Source organism: Pedobacter sp. Leaf194, assembly GCF_001423945.1.
In the GTDB taxonomy this organism is placed as follows: Bacteria; Bacteroidota; Bacteroidia; order Sphingobacteriales; family Sphingobacteriaceae; genus Pedobacter.
This window is the reverse complement of record NZ_LMPU01000008.1, coordinates 417,082-433,969: the sequence shown is the minus strand read 5'-3', so window position 1 is coordinate 433,969 and position 16,888 is coordinate 417,082. Positions and strand designations below refer to the sequence as shown.

The 16,888-nt window shown below is 39.6% G+C and carries 16 protein-coding genes and 1 other RNA gene; 9 read left to right on the top strand and 8 right to left on the bottom strand.

Annotated elements, in window-relative coordinates:
- Together ASG14_RS09555 and ASG14_RS09550 are read right to left on the bottom strand one after the other, a co-directional pair.
- Positions 1–888, bottom strand: coding sequence for a DUF58 domain-containing protein (locus tag ASG14_RS09555; RefSeq protein ID WP_056870823.1), 888 nt, complete (start codon positions 886–888; stop codon positions 1–3).
- Positions 888–1,886: a MoxR family ATPase gene (locus ASG14_RS09550; protein WP_056870822.1), complete on the bottom strand. Its 999-nt coding sequence runs from the start codon at positions 1,884–1,886 to the stop codon at positions 888–890. Before ASG14_RS09550 ends, ASG14_RS09555 begins: the two co-directional genes overlap by 1 nt.
- A 151-nt stretch (positions 1,887–2,037) precedes the next feature.
- Here ASG14_RS09550 and ASG14_RS09545 point away from each other — a divergent pair, with 151 nt between their 5' ends.
- The 3 genes from ASG14_RS09545 (at position 2,038) to ssrA (ending at position 3,914) form a co-directional block, all read left to right on the top strand.
- The gene (locus tag ASG14_RS09545; protein ID WP_056870821.1) at positions 2,038–2,667 is read left to right on the top strand and encodes a DUF4159 domain-containing protein; all 630 of its coding nucleotides are present in this window, start codon (positions 2,038–2,040) and stop codon (positions 2,665–2,667) included.
- 21 nt (positions 2,668–2,688) lie between these two features.
- Entirely contained in the window at positions 2,689–3,462 is a 774-nt protein-coding gene (locus tag ASG14_RS09540) for an NIPSNAP family protein (RefSeq protein WP_235528553.1), read from the top strand.
- 85 nt (positions 3,463–3,547) lie between these two features.
- Positions 3,548–3,914, top strand: a transfer-messenger RNA (tmRNA) gene (gene ssrA / locus ASG14_RS20040).
- Between the two features lie 303 nt (positions 3,915–4,217).
- Here the strand turns inward: ssrA and ASG14_RS20525 are convergent.
- The 3 genes from ASG14_RS20525 to ASG14_RS09530 form a co-directional block, all read right to left on the bottom strand.
- Entirely contained in the window at positions 4,218–4,565 is a 348-nt protein-coding gene (locus ASG14_RS20525) for a M17 family peptidase N-terminal domain-containing protein (RefSeq protein ID WP_255352794.1), read from the bottom strand.
- Positions 4,566–4,586: 21 nt separating this feature from the next.
- The gene (locus tag ASG14_RS20520; RefSeq protein WP_235528551.1) at positions 4,587–4,949 is read right to left on the bottom strand and encodes a hypothetical protein; all 363 of its coding nucleotides are present in this window, start codon (positions 4,947–4,949) and stop codon (positions 4,587–4,589) included.
- Between the two features lie 187 nt (positions 4,950–5,136).
- Positions 5,137–5,490, bottom strand: a complete 354-nt coding sequence (locus tag ASG14_RS09530) for a cupin domain-containing protein (RefSeq protein ID WP_056870819.1) — start codon at positions 5,488–5,490, stop codon at positions 5,137–5,139.
- Between the two features lie 469 nt (positions 5,491–5,959).
- On the opposite strand from ASG14_RS09530, the gene ASG14_RS09525 reads away from it, so the two are divergent.
- Entirely contained in the window at positions 5,960–6,244 is a 285-nt protein-coding gene (locus ASG14_RS09525; protein WP_056870818.1) for a DUF1493 family protein, read from the top strand.
- A 359-nt stretch (positions 6,245–6,603) separates the two neighbouring features.
- Here the strand turns inward: ASG14_RS09525 and ASG14_RS09520 are convergent, their stop codons facing one another.
- Both ASG14_RS09520 and ASG14_RS09515 read right to left on the bottom strand, forming a co-directional pair.
- Complete coding sequence (locus tag ASG14_RS09520) at positions 6,604–7,188, bottom strand: hypothetical protein (RefSeq protein ID WP_157274887.1); 585 nt, start codon at positions 7,186–7,188, stop codon at positions 6,604–6,606.
- 772 nt (positions 7,189–7,960) lie between these two features.
- On the bottom strand, positions 7,961–8,332 hold the full coding sequence (locus ASG14_RS09515) for a hypothetical protein (protein ID WP_056870816.1): 372 nt from the start codon (positions 8,330–8,332) through the stop codon (positions 7,961–7,963).
- 316 nt (positions 8,333–8,648) lie between these two features.
- On the opposite strand from ASG14_RS09515, the gene ASG14_RS09510 reads away from it, so the two are divergent.
- The 4 genes from ASG14_RS09510 to ASG14_RS09495 all read left to right on the top strand — a co-directional run bounded on the left by ASG14_RS09510 (position 8,649) and on the right by ASG14_RS09495 (position 13,072).
- Positions 8,649–8,894 (top strand): hypothetical protein, encoded by a 246-nt coding sequence (locus tag ASG14_RS09510; protein WP_056870815.1) that lies wholly within the window; start codon positions 8,649–8,651, stop codon positions 8,892–8,894.
- A gap of 264 nt (positions 8,895–9,158) precedes the next feature.
- Positions 9,159–9,344, top strand: a complete 186-nt coding sequence (locus ASG14_RS09505; protein ID WP_056870814.1) for a hypothetical protein — start codon at positions 9,159–9,161, stop codon at positions 9,342–9,344.
- Between the two features lie 135 nt (positions 9,345–9,479).
- A complete protein-coding gene (locus tag ASG14_RS09500; protein WP_056870813.1) occupies positions 9,480–10,307 on the top strand; it encodes a transporter in 828 nt (275 codons plus the stop codon).
- Between the two features lie 338 nt (positions 10,308–10,645).
- Complete coding sequence (locus ASG14_RS09495) at positions 10,646–13,072, top strand: DUF4982 domain-containing protein (protein WP_056870812.1); 2,427 nt, start codon at positions 10,646–10,648, stop codon at positions 13,070–13,072.
- Between the two features lie 184 nt (positions 13,073–13,256).
- Here ASG14_RS09495 and ASG14_RS09490 read toward each other — a convergent pair whose 3' ends face one another.
- Complete coding sequence (locus tag ASG14_RS09490; RefSeq protein WP_056870811.1) at positions 13,257–13,478, bottom strand: hypothetical protein; 222 nt, start codon at positions 13,476–13,478, stop codon at positions 13,257–13,259.
- A gap of 85 nt (positions 13,479–13,563) precedes the next feature.
- Between ASG14_RS09490 and ASG14_RS09485 the strand changes: the two genes are divergently transcribed.
- Positions 13,564–16,872 (top strand): TonB-dependent receptor, encoded by a 3,309-nt coding sequence (locus ASG14_RS09485; RefSeq protein WP_082491494.1) that lies wholly within the window; start codon positions 13,564–13,566, stop codon positions 16,870–16,872.
- The last annotated feature ends 16 nt before the right edge of the window (positions 16,873–16,888 follow it).

Here is a 16,888-nt window from a genome sequence, read left to right as displayed (position 1 = left end):
TTAAATTCTAAGTTTACTTCGTTGTTTTAAAAAATCTGTTAAAGCCAGGTCTAAAGGTTCGTCTGTACAAATGGTTCTATACGCGATTCTTCTGTCCAACATTTTTATCCGCGTTTCTTCCAGGTGGTTTGCAAGCTTGGTTTTATAAGCCAATCTTGCTTTTGTTTGGTCAATTTGAATGGTTTCGCCCGTCTCCAAATCTTCGAAAGTGCTGAAGCCTTTAAAGTCTAAATCGAGTTCGTTTCTTGCCACCACGTGGAACACAACAATTTCATGCCTCAGTGTATTCAGGGTATCCAGCAGGTCTAATATTTCGTCATTTTGCTGATAAAAATCTGTAACAAAAACCAGTAATTCCCTTTTCTGACCTCCTGTAAAAAGCTCTTTATAAAATATGGGCTTGGTAAAGGCACCATCTGGCCTTATCGTTTCCAGTTGATAAAACAATCTTGCCAGATGTTGAAAATCCTGCTTCGGCGTCATGGAGAAAATTCCAGCATGCTGAAAAACATATAGTCCGATAGCATCACCTTGTAAATTTGCCAGATAGGCAAGTGATGCGGCGAGGTATTTTGCGTAATCAATTTTGTTAAAATCTCCGTCGCTGTGGTTCATTGATGCACTGGCATCAATTAAAATGCGAACCGAAATATTTGTTTCAACTTCCGATTCACGGATGTAATACCGGTCAGAACGGGCGAACATTTTCCAGTCCAGCGAGCGTAAATCATCTCCGGGCTGGTAACTTCTGTATTGGCTAAACTCCAATCCGGCACCTTTAATTGTGCTTTTGTTGATGCCGCTCATAAACCCGTCTATCGTCATTTTTGCCGATAAACTCAGTTCCTTAATTGCCATCAACACCTTCGGATCGAGTAGTTTACTCATTATATATTGGCTTTTGGTTTTGAAATCGCTTTAATCAACTCCTCGGTAACCCTATCTGCTGATACATTCTCAGCCTCAGCCTTAAAATTCATTAGCACCCTGTGGCGTAGCACCGGATAAGCCATTGTTTGTAAATCTTCTAACACAACGGCATATCTTCCCTTAAACAAAGCCCTTGCCTTTGCGGTTAAAATTAGCGCTTGTCCCGCTCGCGGGCCAGCGCCCCACCTTACCCATTCTTTTACAAAAGCCACCGGCGTCGTATCTGGCCTGGTTGCTCTGATTAGATTACTAACATAGGTTATTAAATCATCGCTAATGCTTATTTCTCTTGTAATTGCCTGCAGTTCTTTTATTTCTTCGGCACCAATTACCGGGTTTACCGCTGCTTTGCCAGCGCCGGTTGTGCTGCTTAAAATCTTCGCCTCCTCTTGCGCTGTTGGGTAGCCAATTTTTATGTAAAGCAAAAAGCGGTCTAACTGAGCTTCAGGTAGGGGATATGTTCCAGCCTGTTCGATTGGATTTTGTGTTGCGAGAATAAAAAATGGGCGGTCGAGCGGGTAAGTTTGTCCGCCATATGTAACTTCAAACTCCTGCATGGCCTCTAAAAGTGCAGATTGCGTTTTAGGTGGCGTTCGGTTAACTTCATCTGCCAGAACAATGTTTGCGAACAATGGTCCTTTATTAAATTTAAAAAAGCGTTTACCTGTAACGTGGTCTTCTTCTAAAATTTCCGTCCCGACAATATCTGTAGGCATTAAATCAGGCGTAAACTGAATTCTGCGGAAGGATAAATCCAAAGCCTGCGACATGGTTTTTACCATCAGCGTTTTAGCCAGACCAGGTACACCTTCTAAAAGGCAATGTCCGCCCGCCATCAACGCAATCAACATTTCTTCAATAATTACATCCTGGCCAACGATAACTTTTTGTATTTCGCTTTTTAATGAGGAAATCTTCTCGATCAATATTTTTAAGCTGCTTTCTGAACGTTCCAAAACGACTGATTTTTTAAGTTAGTGAGATATTGTGCCTCAATATAGGCTTAAAGGCAGATATTTTTTAGCCGACGCTGAAGAATATCAAAAACTTTACATGATAATCGTGATAAAAAATCGAAATCATAAAAATTGACACTAATTTAGTGCTGTGCAAAGATCTAAATTCACATTTGCGAGATTAAAATATAATTCCGGAGACTGGGAAACCGATCAACGCATGCCTTCAAATATTTTAAATTCACTTTTGGAATACACAACTATTCCGCTGGATGAAGAAGAAAAGGTTATTGAACTGGGTAGCCGGGAGCTTTTTAAATACCCTTTCTGCTATTTAAGCGGACATAAATTGGTACAATTTACCCAACAGGAAGCCGTTAATTTCAAAACTTACGTTTATAATGGTGGTTTTGTATTTGTCGACGATTGTAACCATGATATTGATGGTTTGTTTGCCCGGTCTTTCGAAACACAAATGAGCAATTTATTTGGGGCAACCGCACTGAAAAAAATCCCGAACAATCATGGCATTTACAATTCATTCTTTAAATTTGAGAAAGGTCCGCCGACGACCTCATTTGAATTAAATGGATGGGGCGACGATTTGGTACATGATTACCTGAAGGCGATAACGGTAAATAACAGAATCGGGGTTTTATACAGCAACAAAGATTACGGTTGCGAATGGGACTATGATTTTAGAAATAAACGCTTTCTAGCCGAAGATAATACCAAATTCGGCGTCAATATTATTTTATATGCCATGGGTGTAAACAGTTAACACAATTAAAAATTAAATATTTTGAAATCTATCCTTACTAAAATCTTTTTTGCAACAGTAATTTTTACGATGCTGCATAGCAGTTTGTTCGCCGCTAAAAATCAGTATTATTATCAACTTAAAGTTTACCATTTAAAAACTGCCGCTCAGGAAGCAATGGTCGACACTTACTTGAAAGACGCTTTTTTACCGGCCGTTCACCGGGCAGGAATTAATAGCGTTGGTGTTTTTAAACCCATTGCGAAAGATACCCTAGAACAGCTCGTATATGTTTTCATCCCTTTTAAAAAGATGGATGATTTCCTTAAACTCAATGAAACATTAACAAAAGATAAACAATACCTGGAAGCGGGTTCTGCATTTTTGAGTGCCGCATATAATACGCCACCTTACAACAGATTAGAATCCATTATTTTAAAAGCCTTTTCGGCAATGCCTGAGTTTGCAATACCAAAGTTAACCACGCCAAAAAGCGAGAGGGTTTATGAATTGAGGAGTTATGAATCTGCCACAGAAAGCCTTGCATCGAATAAAATAGATATGTTTAACGACCACGAGGTGGCCATTTTTACCAAATTAAATTTTAATGCGGTTTTTTACGGCCAGGTAATTTCTGGAAGCAAAATGCCAAATCTAATGTATTTAACTACATTTAATAATAAGGCTGACCGAGATAAACATTGGACGGCTTTTGGAGAAGACTATAAAAAGATTAGTGGCTTGCCACAATATCAACACAACGTTTCAAAAAATGTGACACTTTTTATTTATCCGACAGACTATTCCGATTTGTAATTGATTTTTTTCAAAAATCTAAGCCATTTTTTGTATATTTGTAGCCTGTTTACGCCGCTTTTGAAGGTTGGCAAACAAAATGACTGGGGCCGTTCTTGGATTTGACAGGGTGGCGAAGGTTATGTTAGCATGCAGTGCGTTGTACGGAGAGCACTTAAAGTGAACGTTCAAATTTTAGTTGGCGAAAATACTTACGCCTTAGCTGCCTAGTTTAGAACTAGCATAGCTTTTGTCCCTCTAACTGCTGCATTGTTGGGTTAGAATCCGGGGCATCGAAACAACAAAGCTGGCCTTAAGGAGATACGACTTAAGGTGAGATAAAGTATCTAAGGATTTAAATAAGGTCGGTTTTCAGCCCGTTTATTTCCCGAAAATCAATTGAAAAATAAGCATGTAGAAGGTATAATTTATCTCACAACTGGACAAGGGTTCGACTCCCTTCGGCTCCACTGGAAACAGTAACAAAAAACATCAAAAAAAATTAAAAACCTGCAAATCAACGACTTGCAGGTTTTTTGTTTTTGGTATTGAGTGTCTTTTAGGCCAAAATATCGCATATGCGAGGTGCGTAAAGAGGTGCGTCAGCCTCTAATAGCCGGTAATCGCGGTGCAATGTTGTGCATGGTCGGGAGAAAAAGAAACCCTTATGTTTATGTATTTCACAATTAATTAAGAATTATTGATCCTAATTGGTATTAACTGAAGAAATTATTGGCTGTTGCATTTTACAATTTAACTGTAGAACAGATTCTCAATTATTTTAGAGCAGTAATTGCCTGCGTGATACCTTCTCCGGCAGTTGTAAAATAAGCCGGGCCAGCTAGCAACGTTATTTTTTGAATTGGTTTGAAGTTTGCCATCTTCTTCGCTTTTAAAAACACCTGGGTTCTGTAGGCATTAACAGCGCCGGTTACCCCATAGCCCGCAACTTCCGCAGTAGGAGAATCAATTCCCGCATCTTTAAGGTCAGTTGCGAATGCATATTTAGTAACTCCTAATCGCAATGCTTCCTCCATACCCACGCTAGCCACTTGCTTCATTAACTCGGGTGTAAATTTATTTCGATCGCCTAGGCCGATTAGCAATAGTTTTTTTGCTCCGATAGTTCCGGCTGGTGGCGTAATTTATAAGGTTTCCAAAGAATGGCCTGCAAATTTGCCTGATTTACGGATTTCAGTGATCAGCCCGTTCAGGCTTTTATCAAGATGAACCATTCCATTTACCGCTTCCGGCAGTGCTGGTGGAGAGTTGAAAATATCGCCTTCGGTATATTCAAAAACGCAGGCGATTTGTAGTGGCGTAATCTCGGTAGAAGGACCTTGAACCATCCCTTCAATGGAAATTCCATCTACAGCACCCCAAATTTTTGAGGTATTGGCCTTTGTAGTCGGTACGGAAGTTTGAGCCAGAGAAAATTGTACCATGCCCAATATCAGAACTAAGAACAAGCTGATGCGGGCTGTAATGCTAATTTTTGTCGTTTTCATAATCAATAGTTTAAATGGGGTTTGAAATTATATTTTAGGTTGAATAAAGATTTTTTCTGTTGGAAATTTTTCAATTTCTCCGTCTTTTAATCCGAAGTTAGTCACCACTACATCTTCAGGATTTCCAGCTAGCCATTTACTTAAATCAATAGATTGATAGGTTCCTCTGTCAAAGCCAATCAGGATTTTACAACTTGTATCTCCTGTATTTTTGATTATAGTGCCCTGCACCCATCGGCACATAGCCCACATCGCCGGCGTTAAATCGTTCGGTTATCACTGTGGATTCGGCCAGGAAAACCGACATCTCTGCCTGACCGGAAATGTAATATTGCCATTGGTCTGCATTTGGATGCCAATGCATTTCTCTTAGCGCACCAGGTTGCAATTCGATAATCGAACCCGAAATGGTACTGCTAATTGGGATGCCAATAGATGCTGGAAAATCAGTAACAGATGCACCTCTCGTATTTCCTACATCATTCTTGCGTGGTTCTTTTTTTTCCAGTTCATATTTAAAACTTAGTGGCGTTGTTTTCATAGTCGTAATTTTTTACTGGTCCCTGTTTTTTCTACTGTAAATCTAACTTGAAAACCTATTATTTTCATTTGCAGTTCGGTGAATGGGCGAAAGTAATCGTTGACATGAGCTGAAATAGATTTGAGAACTTGTTAAGGTTATTTAATGATTGGGTTTGTCAACTTAGGTCATGGTGGGTTTACAAAGGATTTCTTAGTAGAAAAATCAATACAGCGGAATCTATGATTGAAGAATTGTTCAGCGCTAAAAGATTTTTAGTTCTCAACAAACTACACCTTAGATGCAAACACTCGTGGACTCATGGAATACATAATCAATCCGAAAAATGTAAAGTAAAAAACTTGTTCTATCTTTAATCCGTTTAAAAAACATATATGAGCATCACCCACATTCACGAATGATTTAAACAATAGATTAAACGAATACCTGAAACAGGAAGGATGTATGAAAAATAACTTCTAGAACGATTATGAAAGAAAATATTTTCGAAAGAATAAAAACTTTTATTTTGAAAGAATCTGCTGTTGATATGGATATAACCAGAGATACAAAAATAGAAGATGATCTTGGTATTTATGGGGATGATGCGGATGATTTCATCATTGCATTTGGTAGAGAATTTGACGTTGATATCAAGCACTTTCCCCTAGGAAATTATTTCAGCGGTGAGGGAGATGTTATCCTTCCGTCAATCATCAGGTTTTTTACTAATGGAAAGAAAAGAGAGAGGAAAATTTTACAGTCGGTCATCTAGAAAAAGCATTAATCTCGGGTAAATTAGATGAGCATGTTATTAATATGTGATGCTTATATAATAAACTAGATAAAGTTCTAATATTCGATGCTTGTCTAGCTTCTATTCGAATGATAAGTATATCATTTCAGTTACCTTTTATGTGGTTCTCATCTATGATAGGAATTTATTCAAAATTCTACTCGTATCTTTTTCTAGTTAAGGCGGACTTAATTTTTCCATACTATACTTTTAGGTTATAAGATTAGCTATTTATGATTGATGTTGAGAATTTAAGTGCACACACGACACGCGTGTGCCAGGGAGGGGGTTCATTGCGCTCGAATATATATGTCTGAGACAATATCCTGTTTAACCATCTAATTAACTACTGGACTAAAAACAATATCAAACGTAAATACATAATCCAATTGCTTCCCGTCATTTTGAATTGGGAGCAGCAATTTCACTCTCTTGCCGACCAATGTCTTTGCGCCATTAGGATTCGAATATGGAAGCAGGTGCTTAGTTCTCCACCCGCCATAGTACCCTAGACTGTAAAAAACGTTATCAGTTGGGGTAGCAAAATCTGAAATTTTAGAACCACCTGCTATTGATGTCGGAGGGTAGTCCCCACTTCTAATGATATACTCCACCCCAACGTGCATTATTTTTCCTTTAGTGTTCGAGAAATCAATATAACAAGCCTCGTTCCAGTTAACTTTTATATTTTTCTCCGCCTTGTTAGTCAATTCAAAGGGTATCGATTGACCATTGTCAGTAAAAACAATATCGATCAAGCTATCCGTATAATTGCTTTTATAGAACACAATCTTTGATGGCTTAACACTGTCGATTTTTATAGTTCCTTTGCTTTCACCCTCAATGTCGACAGAGGATAGCTTAAGTACGTAACTACCTCTCTGCGCCAAAGCAAATAGTGGCAGAACTGACAGTAAGGTCAAAATATATGTTTTCATCGTTTCTTGTTTATTTTTGTACTATACTAAAATCTCTTCATTTTCCTGAAGCTTCAAATCGTTATCCTCGTATCCTGGATTGAGTGAATGGTAATTATTCCGGCCTTCAAATTAATTAGTTATGTTACTTACAACATCTCTGCTTAAATCTTTTGATTTAAAATATTGATAACAACTAACTCGTCTTTTCCGAAGTATTTCTACCGCCTTATCTGCTCTTACATCTCTCTTTTAGAGACAATCTCTTAAACTTTCTCCCTAATGTTCAGTCATTTATTGTTAATTGTAATTATAAGCAAATAATAATCTGCATCAGTAAGAATTATACTAATATGTATATCACACAAAAACAACCAAGGTAAATGTAGAACAACTAATTTAAATTTTGCCGATACTAGTGATGACCTTCCATGTGATACGATTGAAATGATGATATGTCCGGGTACCAATAAGGCCGGAAGAAAGCAAGGGTTCGATAGGTATTTTCCATCAGCGTGACCTTAATTTTCTAAAATCTGAAATAGCTACGATCAATGTTCTGTTAAGCCATTGATTAGCCTAGTTGTGAAAAATAAATTCTATAATTGAATTGCCTCGGAATTTGACTGAGGAATACAATAGGGAGGTCTCGTTAGTAGGGATGGGCTTAATGTTTGTTCGCACCGATGTAATGACACTGGGCTTTGTCTAATATGTACAAGCGGAAATGAAACTAATCGAAGAAAAGGTGGCTAAACGGCTGCACTAGCATCACCCACTACTCGACAATAATTTCTTTCTCCTCAGACTTACAATCCTCAACGATGATGCTACCTTCAGAACAATAGACCAATACTTCGCAGTTGTCGTCTTTGTCGATTAGCTTAACTTTAGTGTTTACCCGGCAAAGCTTATCTGAAAGTATATCCGCTACCTCTATAACTTGCTGCTTTAGCTTTTCAAGTTCATTTTGTCTTAATTCAAAGGCGGCTGCATCTTGCAGATATTGTTCGGCCTGGTCAGCGGTGATGAACTCTTTGGTAGAATGATCATCAAATTCTATTTCCGATATTTCTTTTTCTATTACATCAACTTCTTTGTTTAGCCTTTCGAAGTTATCAAAAAGTTCTTGTATGGTCAGGTTTTGCATTGCAATACAACCCGTGGAAAGGAATAAAGTTTGGTTAAGGAATTGGGGGTTAGCGGCAAGCTAAGTAAATTGAAATTAAATAATGCCCATTAGCTCGTTCGATAACGCAATAAAAATATTTATCTCAACACTGTAAAGACCGAACAATCATTAAACTTTTAAGCATCGAAGTTGCAATGGGTGGGACCAGGTATCCCTAATGGTATTTTGATTTAACAATCTGGTTACATTGAATTTTTTTATCTGATTTTTGAGGATTGTAAAAGATTTTAAATTACCTTTGGTGTATAGGTAAACACAATAAAATAAGCGAGTTATGCATGTTTTTACAGGTACAGATACACGAATAATTGACATGGACGGTACAATCATTATCGTTCAGGGCGTAAAGTCGAAACCGGATGTTTACAGAGTCATGATTGATGGCATATTCTGCGGGTTTCTTGAAAGTGTACACGACGTGCTTATTCCCACGCCGGGCAGTAAAATCAAAAGTATTTACATCGATAGAATTTCCCGGTTGAAAAATACAGGTTCTAAAAATGTGCAAGCCAGCGCATAAGCTATCTATAGTTCAACACAACACTCCATCTCCATTTCTCCAGATAAGCTGATCCCCTATTTTTTATAACACGGTTCATCAATTTGTCGATTTCAATTGCAATCGAAAACGCCTATCCAAACGGGAAATTTCCATTACTTTTATTGCAGTGAATGCCTATCCAGGCCAACAAATAATGGCTACTATATATTTTTAGCAGTTGAATTTGCGTGTGCTCAAACTAAATCCGGTTATACTGGTTATGTATATGTTCAATAAGGTGTTATGAAGAATCCATTTATCAAGTCGACAAGTTTGAACCCGCAAGAGGTATTAGCAGATAAGTTAAAGCGCTATCAGCAGGATAAATCTAAGCCGGGACTATCAAAAAAATCGTTCAAAGATTTGATGAATACCTTCATTGACGGTTATAAGTCAATTCGAAAATCTAAAAATACCGATAGTCAATAATTAGTCGCTTTTATCTTCATAATCTGAAAATAGTTATTTTAAAATGAACGTTGCCCAGGCATAATTCAGAAAAAATTGAGGCAGTTAGCAGAACGACAGTGCTGACGCTCAAAGTGTTTACAACTTACCTCATCAATGAAAAAATTTCTTTTAATACTTACATTCTTCGGCCTTTGTAGTGCTGGTGTATTTGCTCAAAAAAAACCAGCCTATTCGTTATTTAAGGCTGTACCGAAAGATAGTTTGAGGGAAATGGAAACAGACCGCCCCGATGTAACCGAAACGCCGCAAACTGTTGATGCGGGTCATTTTCAAGTAGAAACCGATCTCTTTAGATTTCAAAGGCAAGGTAAAGAAACCGGTAAAACAGATGAGTATTTTTTTAATCAGGCAAATTTGAAACTCGGGCTTACAGGTTCTACAGCGATTCAGGTAACGCTAGAGAGTTACGTTTTACAAAAGGAGTTTGATGGCGCCGGCAACATGGAGCAGCAACACGGTTTTGGCGATATAACCTTGAGGATAAAGCAAAATCTGATTGGCAATAACGACGGGAAATTTGCTATTGCTTTGCTTCCTTATCTGAAATTCCCGACATCCAGGGCTGATGACGAGAGCCAATATGAAGGTGGAATAATTATTCCTATGCAGGTTAAGTTTAACAAACAGTGGACATTAGGCTTTCAGGTAGAAGCCGACCGGCTTCAGGATGAGGAAGGCATGGGCCACCACAATGAAATTTTACAAACCGTTGCATTGTCCAATCACTTAAGTAAAAAACTGGAAGCCATTGTAGAAACTTATTATACTTATGAGTTTAAAGAAAAGCACATGAAAAACTTTTTGAACGCAGCGCTCCAATATGAAATTGCCAAGGATATGCTTTTAGATGGAGGTGTGAATTATGGCCTTCAGCACGAAGCAAAAAAGAGCTATTTCGTCGGCTTATCCTTCAGGCTTTAATTGATTTCGAGTTGAACGGTTTCTAAATATTACACTAGTTATTCAAGGCAATTTCAGTCAGGCGAATTCTATGGCGACTATTCCTGCTTCACGCATAATCCCTCAACGTCCAATTCACGGCGCTGAATTAAACCATGAAAAAGCCTCACTCATCTTCACATTTAATTTAAAAGGGTGCGGGGTTTTTAACATCGCCTGCTTAAACGTACCTTTACCCCGTCGGTTTTCAGTTTAAGAAATGTTGCAGTTGATAGGATTGCGTTATCCGGTTTTCTGCACCTAATGTTGAACCTTGAAAGCAAAACCGGCTCATTCATCCACTCAAAAATTTACTTTATATGGCTTGGTTAAAAAGCTTTTTCATCTTTGTTATCGTCTGTAGCTGTTATTTAAATGCTGTTGCACAAAGGCAGGAAATTTTACTGGATCAGGACTGGAAGTTTGCCAAAGGAAGTTTTGTTGATGCATTTACCACTAAATTCAATGATGCTTCATGGGAAACGGTCAGTGTTCCGCACGATTGGGCCATAAGCGGCCCTTTCGATAAAGAAATTGATAAACAGGTTATTGCAATAACTCAAAACGGGGAAAGCAAGCCAACTGAAAAAACAGGCAGAACGGGTGCATTACCATACATTGGAGAAGGTTGGTACCGCAAAAAACTCAATCTACCTACCATCAGTGCTAACCAAGAAGTGCTTTTGCAGATTGATGGAGCGATGAGCGAACCAAAGGTTTATTTAAACGGTAAGCTTGTTGGCCAATGGAATTACGGTTATAATTATTTCTATATCGACATAACGGATCACCTGAATAAGACTGGCAATCAACTGGCCATTCACCTTCAGAACAAGCCACAATCATCTCGATGGTATCCCGGTGCTGGTTTATACCGGAACATTCACGTAATTATCAAAGATAAGAAAAGTGTTGACCAATGGGGGATTACAGTAACCACGCCAGTTGTTAACACGGCATTTGCAAAGGTAAATGTTAAAACGAAATTAACCGGCTCGAACTTGCGTTTAGTTACGCAGATTATGGATGCTGCGGGTAGAGTGGTCGCCTTGGATACAGCGAAAACAATTTTCGGAAATGAAGCGGATCAAAATATACAATTGTCAAATCCAAAGCTTTGGAGCCCGGAAAGCCCATACCTCTACACGTCAGTTTCGAAGGTTTATGAGGGCAACGTACTGAAAGATGTAGTGAAAACAAGGTTTGGCGTCAGGTCAATCAGTTATGATGCAGGTCGCGGTTTTAGTCTTAATGGCAAAGTTAGAAAATTCAAGGGCGTTTGTTTGCACCATGATCTTGGTCCGCTCGGCACAGCCATAAATGTTGCTGCATTAAGAAGACAGTTAACTATTTTAAAAGATATGGGTTGCGATGCCATCCGCAGTTCCCATAATATGCCGTCGCCAGAACAGCTGGAATTGTGTGATGAAATGGGCTTTATGTTCCTTGCAGAAAGTTTCGACGAGTGGGCTAAAACAAAAGTAGAAAATGGTTATCATTTATACTTTGATACCGACGCTGAAAAAGATATCGTAAACCTGGTTAGCGCAACTAAAAACCATCCATGCATTGTTATGTGGAGTGCCGGCAACGAGGTTCCAGATCAGTTTGGTGCGGAAGGGGTAAAGAGGGCGAAGTGGTTGCAGGAAATTTTCCATCGTGAAGACCCTACACGTCCTGTAACAGTGGGTATGGATCAGGTTAAGGCAACCATGCAATCTGGTTTTGGCGCTTTGCTGGATATACCGGGATTAAATTATCGGGTTCATCTTTACGAAGAAGCGAATCAGGCCTTTCCGCAGGGATTTATTTTGGGCTCAGAAACAGCATCAACAGTTAGCTCAAGGGGTATTTATAAGTTTCCGGTAGTTAAAGGCTTCGATAAACAATATGCTGATTTCCAATCTTCTTCTTACGATATGGAATATTGTAGCTGGTCTAACCTGCCCGATGATGATTTTGTGATGCAGGATGACAAGCCCTGGATAATCGGAGAATTTGTTTGGACAGGCTTCGACTATTTGGGGGAACCTACGCCCTATGACAGCAGCTGGCCAGCAAGGAGCTCTTACTTTGGGATTTCCGATTTAGCCGGATTACCAAAAGATCGATATTATCTGTATAGAAGCAGATGGAATAAAACCTCGCCCACATTGCATATTCTTCCACATTGGAACTGGGAAGGACGGGAAGGGCAGACCACACCGGTTTTTGTTTACACAAGCTATGAAAGTGCCGAACTTTTTTTGAACGGTAAAAGCCTCGGTGTAAGAAGGAAAGATAAAACATCGCCACAAAACCGCTATCGTTTGATGTGGATGGATGTTAAGTACGAACCCGGAACGCTGAAAGTTGTGGCCTTAGATAGCAATGGAAAGGCAGTGCAGGAAGCACAGGTTTCCACAGCTGGAAAACCGCATCAAATCGTTTTGCAGGCAGACAGGAAGGAGCTTACAGGAGACGGAAAAGACTTATCATTTGTAACGGTTTCGGTGCTTGACAAAGCCGGAAACCTTTGCCCTACCGCGACTGATGAATTGCAATTTGATGTTAAAGGTGCCGGCAGGTTTCAAGCAGTTTGTAATGGTGATGCCACCTCACTCGAATCATTCGTAAAACCAAAAATGAAATTGTTTAGTGGTAAGCTTGTGGTAATTGTTCAGTCGGATGGAAAAGCCGGTGAAATCATTCTAAACGTTACCGGCAAAAACTTAAAATCTGGGAAAATCAACATTGTTTCTCGTTAAGCCGCAGGCGCAGGTTTGCTACAGTAAAAACGATATCGTTTTACAGTAAATTTTGTAATGTTAATTTTTACGCATCCTGAATAACAATTGCCGCTTTTTCAAATCCATGGCACAACGGCTTTTTTTGCTTACCTGAAGTTTTTATTCGCTATCGGCGGAGCAAATTCCTGTTAAGGTATACATGTCAAGCCAAACCTTCATAATTCGCACGGTCTAATCTGGCAATGATAGCCATTTGATCTGCCTCTTTTCCCGAACTAAAAAATTCCCGTTCAGGTTTAATATCAACTCTTGCAGCTGTGAAGGTTAGCGACGATAAATTTGTTGGTAAGGTTTGCGATGCAGCCGGGAAATCATCAGGCTTAATTTTACTCAAGAGGTTAAAGTAAGTTAATATTATGTTCATATAAGGGCGATATGTTTGCACCATTCTAAGGGACCCAGGAATATAACTAATACGGTTTACCACCGATAACTAATTATTTTAACTAATGAAAAAACCTCTACTGCTAACGCGGAAGTTTGCGCTATGTGCTTTAATAGCCACAGTTTTTACCGCCGGGCTTGCAATACCGTCTACCTCCTGTGCAAATTCTAAAGATGGACCGTCGCCAATCAATAATCAGCAATCGGGCACAATCAGCGGAAAAGTTGTTGATGAAAAAAATGAGCCTTTACCTGGTGCAAGCATTGTTATCAGGGAATTAAATAAGATTGTTCAGAGCAATCCGGATGGCACGTTTAAGATTGATGTTCCGGTGGGTACATACAATGTTCAGGTCAGTTTTATATCCTATACAACAGTAATTTTAAGTAAAATCGTTGTAAAAAACGCCGAGATTACGCCATTGAATGTTACCTTAAAGGGAGAAACCGGCAGTCTTAACGAAGTACTCGTTGTAGGCTTCGGTACGCAAAAGCGTGAAAACGCGACAGGAGCCGTAGACCAGATTACGTCGAAACGGCTAGAAAACAGACCAATAACAAACCTTACGCAAGGACTTCAGGGTTTGCTTCCCAACCTGAATTTGAAAATGCTTGATGGTAAGCCTACACAATCGCCAAGCTACAACATTCGTGGTACAACTTCAATTGGGCAAGGTGGAAATGCGCTCGTTTTGATAGATGGTTTTGAGGGCGATCCATCGCTTTTAAACCCTAACGATGTTGAAAGTGTTACAATTCTGAAAGATGCTGCATCTGCCGCAATTTATGGCGCAAGAGGCGTGTTCGGGGTGGTTTTAATCACCACCAAAAAGGCAGAAAAAGGCCGCACTAACATAACTTATTCATCGAACTATGCAATAAAAAGTCCGTTACAGGTGCCCGACTTCGTAACAGACGGTTACACCTGGGCAAAAATGTTTGCAGAAGCTTTTGTAAACGGTGACGGTGCTTTTCCGCAAAACGCCAATAAAACCCAGAAGTTTTCGCAAGCTTATCTTGATGAATTTAAGAAAAGGGCAGAATCTGGCCAGCCGTATAACCAGATAGAGGTAAACCCAACTACCGGCGAGTATACCTATTACGGCAGCACAGATTATTATTCAGAGTTGTATAAGAAAAATACTGCAGCCACCGAAAACAACCTCTCTGTTAGTGGAGGAAGCGATAAAGTTTCCTTCCTGGTGTCGGGCAGATATCTTAATCAGGATGGGTTATTTAAATACAACAGCGATGATTACGATATGAAAAACATTCGTGCCCGCGGTTCTGTGCAAGTATTTCCATGGTTAAGTATTGAAAACAATGCAGATTATTCTGTTATGAACTACCACAATCCAATCAATGTGGGAGAGGGTGGTGGCATCTGGCGGAACATTGCTGACGAAGGAAAACCAACCATGCCGATTTTTAACCCTGATGGGTCTTTAACTTTCGCTGCGGCTTACACGGTTGGCGATTTTATCTACGGCAAAAACGGTATAGATACTCGTCGCCAGGTGTTTAGAAACATTACCGGCCTGCGAACTAATTTTTTCAACAATAAATTTAGGGTAAATGCCGATTTTACGTTTAGGAACACCAATAACAATATCGAGCAAAAACGTGTGCAGGTTCCCTACAGTAACACCCGTGGCGTTACCGCTTATGTAGGTACTACAACAAATGACTTGCTTTTTGATAATCGTGAAACCCAATATTTGGCAACGAACATCTACGCTGAGTACGAAAACCGTTTCGGAAACGACCATTACCTGAAAGCGATGGCGGGTTACAACTACGAACAATCTACCTACAACCGAATTGCGGTGCAACGCAACGGAATCATTTTTGAAGATGCTAAAGATTTAAACCTGGCACTCGGACAGTCTATTAGTACCGGCGGTGGCTATGAGCAATGGGCAATTTTGGGCGGCTTTTCCAGATTAAATTACTCTTACAAAGATAGATACCTTTTAGAAGTTAATGCCAGATATGACGGATCTTCCAAATTTCCATCAAATCAACGTTATGGCTTCTTCCCCTCTGTTTCAGCAGGCTGGAGAATTAACAAGGAGTCTTTTTGGAACGTATCTGATAAATTAATTTCTGACTTTAAGTTAAGAGGCTCTTACGGTTCTCTTGGAAATGGAAACATTGCTTCTTACGCCTTTCAGGAAATTTTTAACATTAACCAATCAGGTGTTATTTTGAACGGCGTAAGGCCTCAAACCACACGAATTCCGGCTGTGCTACCCGATGGCTTAACCTGGGAAACCTCTACAACCACCAATTTTGGCTTGGATTTAACCATGCTTTCCGGTCGGTTAAGCTTTACCGGCGATGCTTACGTTCGTAAAACAACGGATATGTTTACCTTCGGATTGACACCGCCCGCGGTATTCGGCGCCGATGTGCCTAAAGGAAACTATGCAGATTTAACTACACGTGGCTGGGAAGTTTCCGTAAGCTGGAACGACAAAATCGGCCAGTCTGAAAAACCTTTCAGGTATAATGTGAGGCTAACTTTATCTGATAATAAAACCAAAATCGACAAATATAATAACCCCGATAAGTTGTTAAGCGATTACTATGAAGGCCAAACACTTGGCGAAATTTGGGGCTACGAAACTGAAGGATTTTTTATAGATGATGCTGATATTGCCTCACATGCAAAGCAGGATCCTCAAATGAGGGCATCACCAACAGGAAAATGGTTTCCGGGTGATATCAAATTGAAAGATCTGAATGGTGATGGTTTTATTAACGTTGGCGAAAACAAAGTTGGCAAATCAGGCGATAGAAGAATTATTGGAAACTCGGCTCCAAGGTATTTGTATGGAGTAAACCTGGGTGCAGATTGGCATAACTTCTCTTTTTCAGTGTTCTTTCAAGGCGTTGGAAAACAGCAATGGTACCCGAGTACAGAAACCGAAATGTTTTGGGGCCAGTACAACAGGCCATACAACAACATCCCAACCTTCCATTTGGGCAACATGTGGACGCCCCAAAATACCGATGCTTATTTCCCGAGAACCATGTCAAGGGCAGCTTCAAGCAATACCAACAGAACCCTCGGCGTTGCACAAACCCGTTATCTGCAAAATGTTGCTTATGTAAGGATGAAAAACCTCCAGGTTGGCTACAATCTGCCTTCAAAATGGATAAACCGAATCGGGATGAGAAGCGCAAAGGTGTTTTTTTCGGGCGAAAATTTATTCACTTACTCGCCAATGTACAAAATTGTTAAGCATACAATCGATGTGGAAAATGCCGTGCCTTCCGATCAGGATTTAAACTCGGGCAGTACTAATGGCGACGGATACAATTATCCGCTGATGAAAAGCTACTCTTTCGGTGTAAACGTTGGATTTTAAAATATTGACAAAAGAA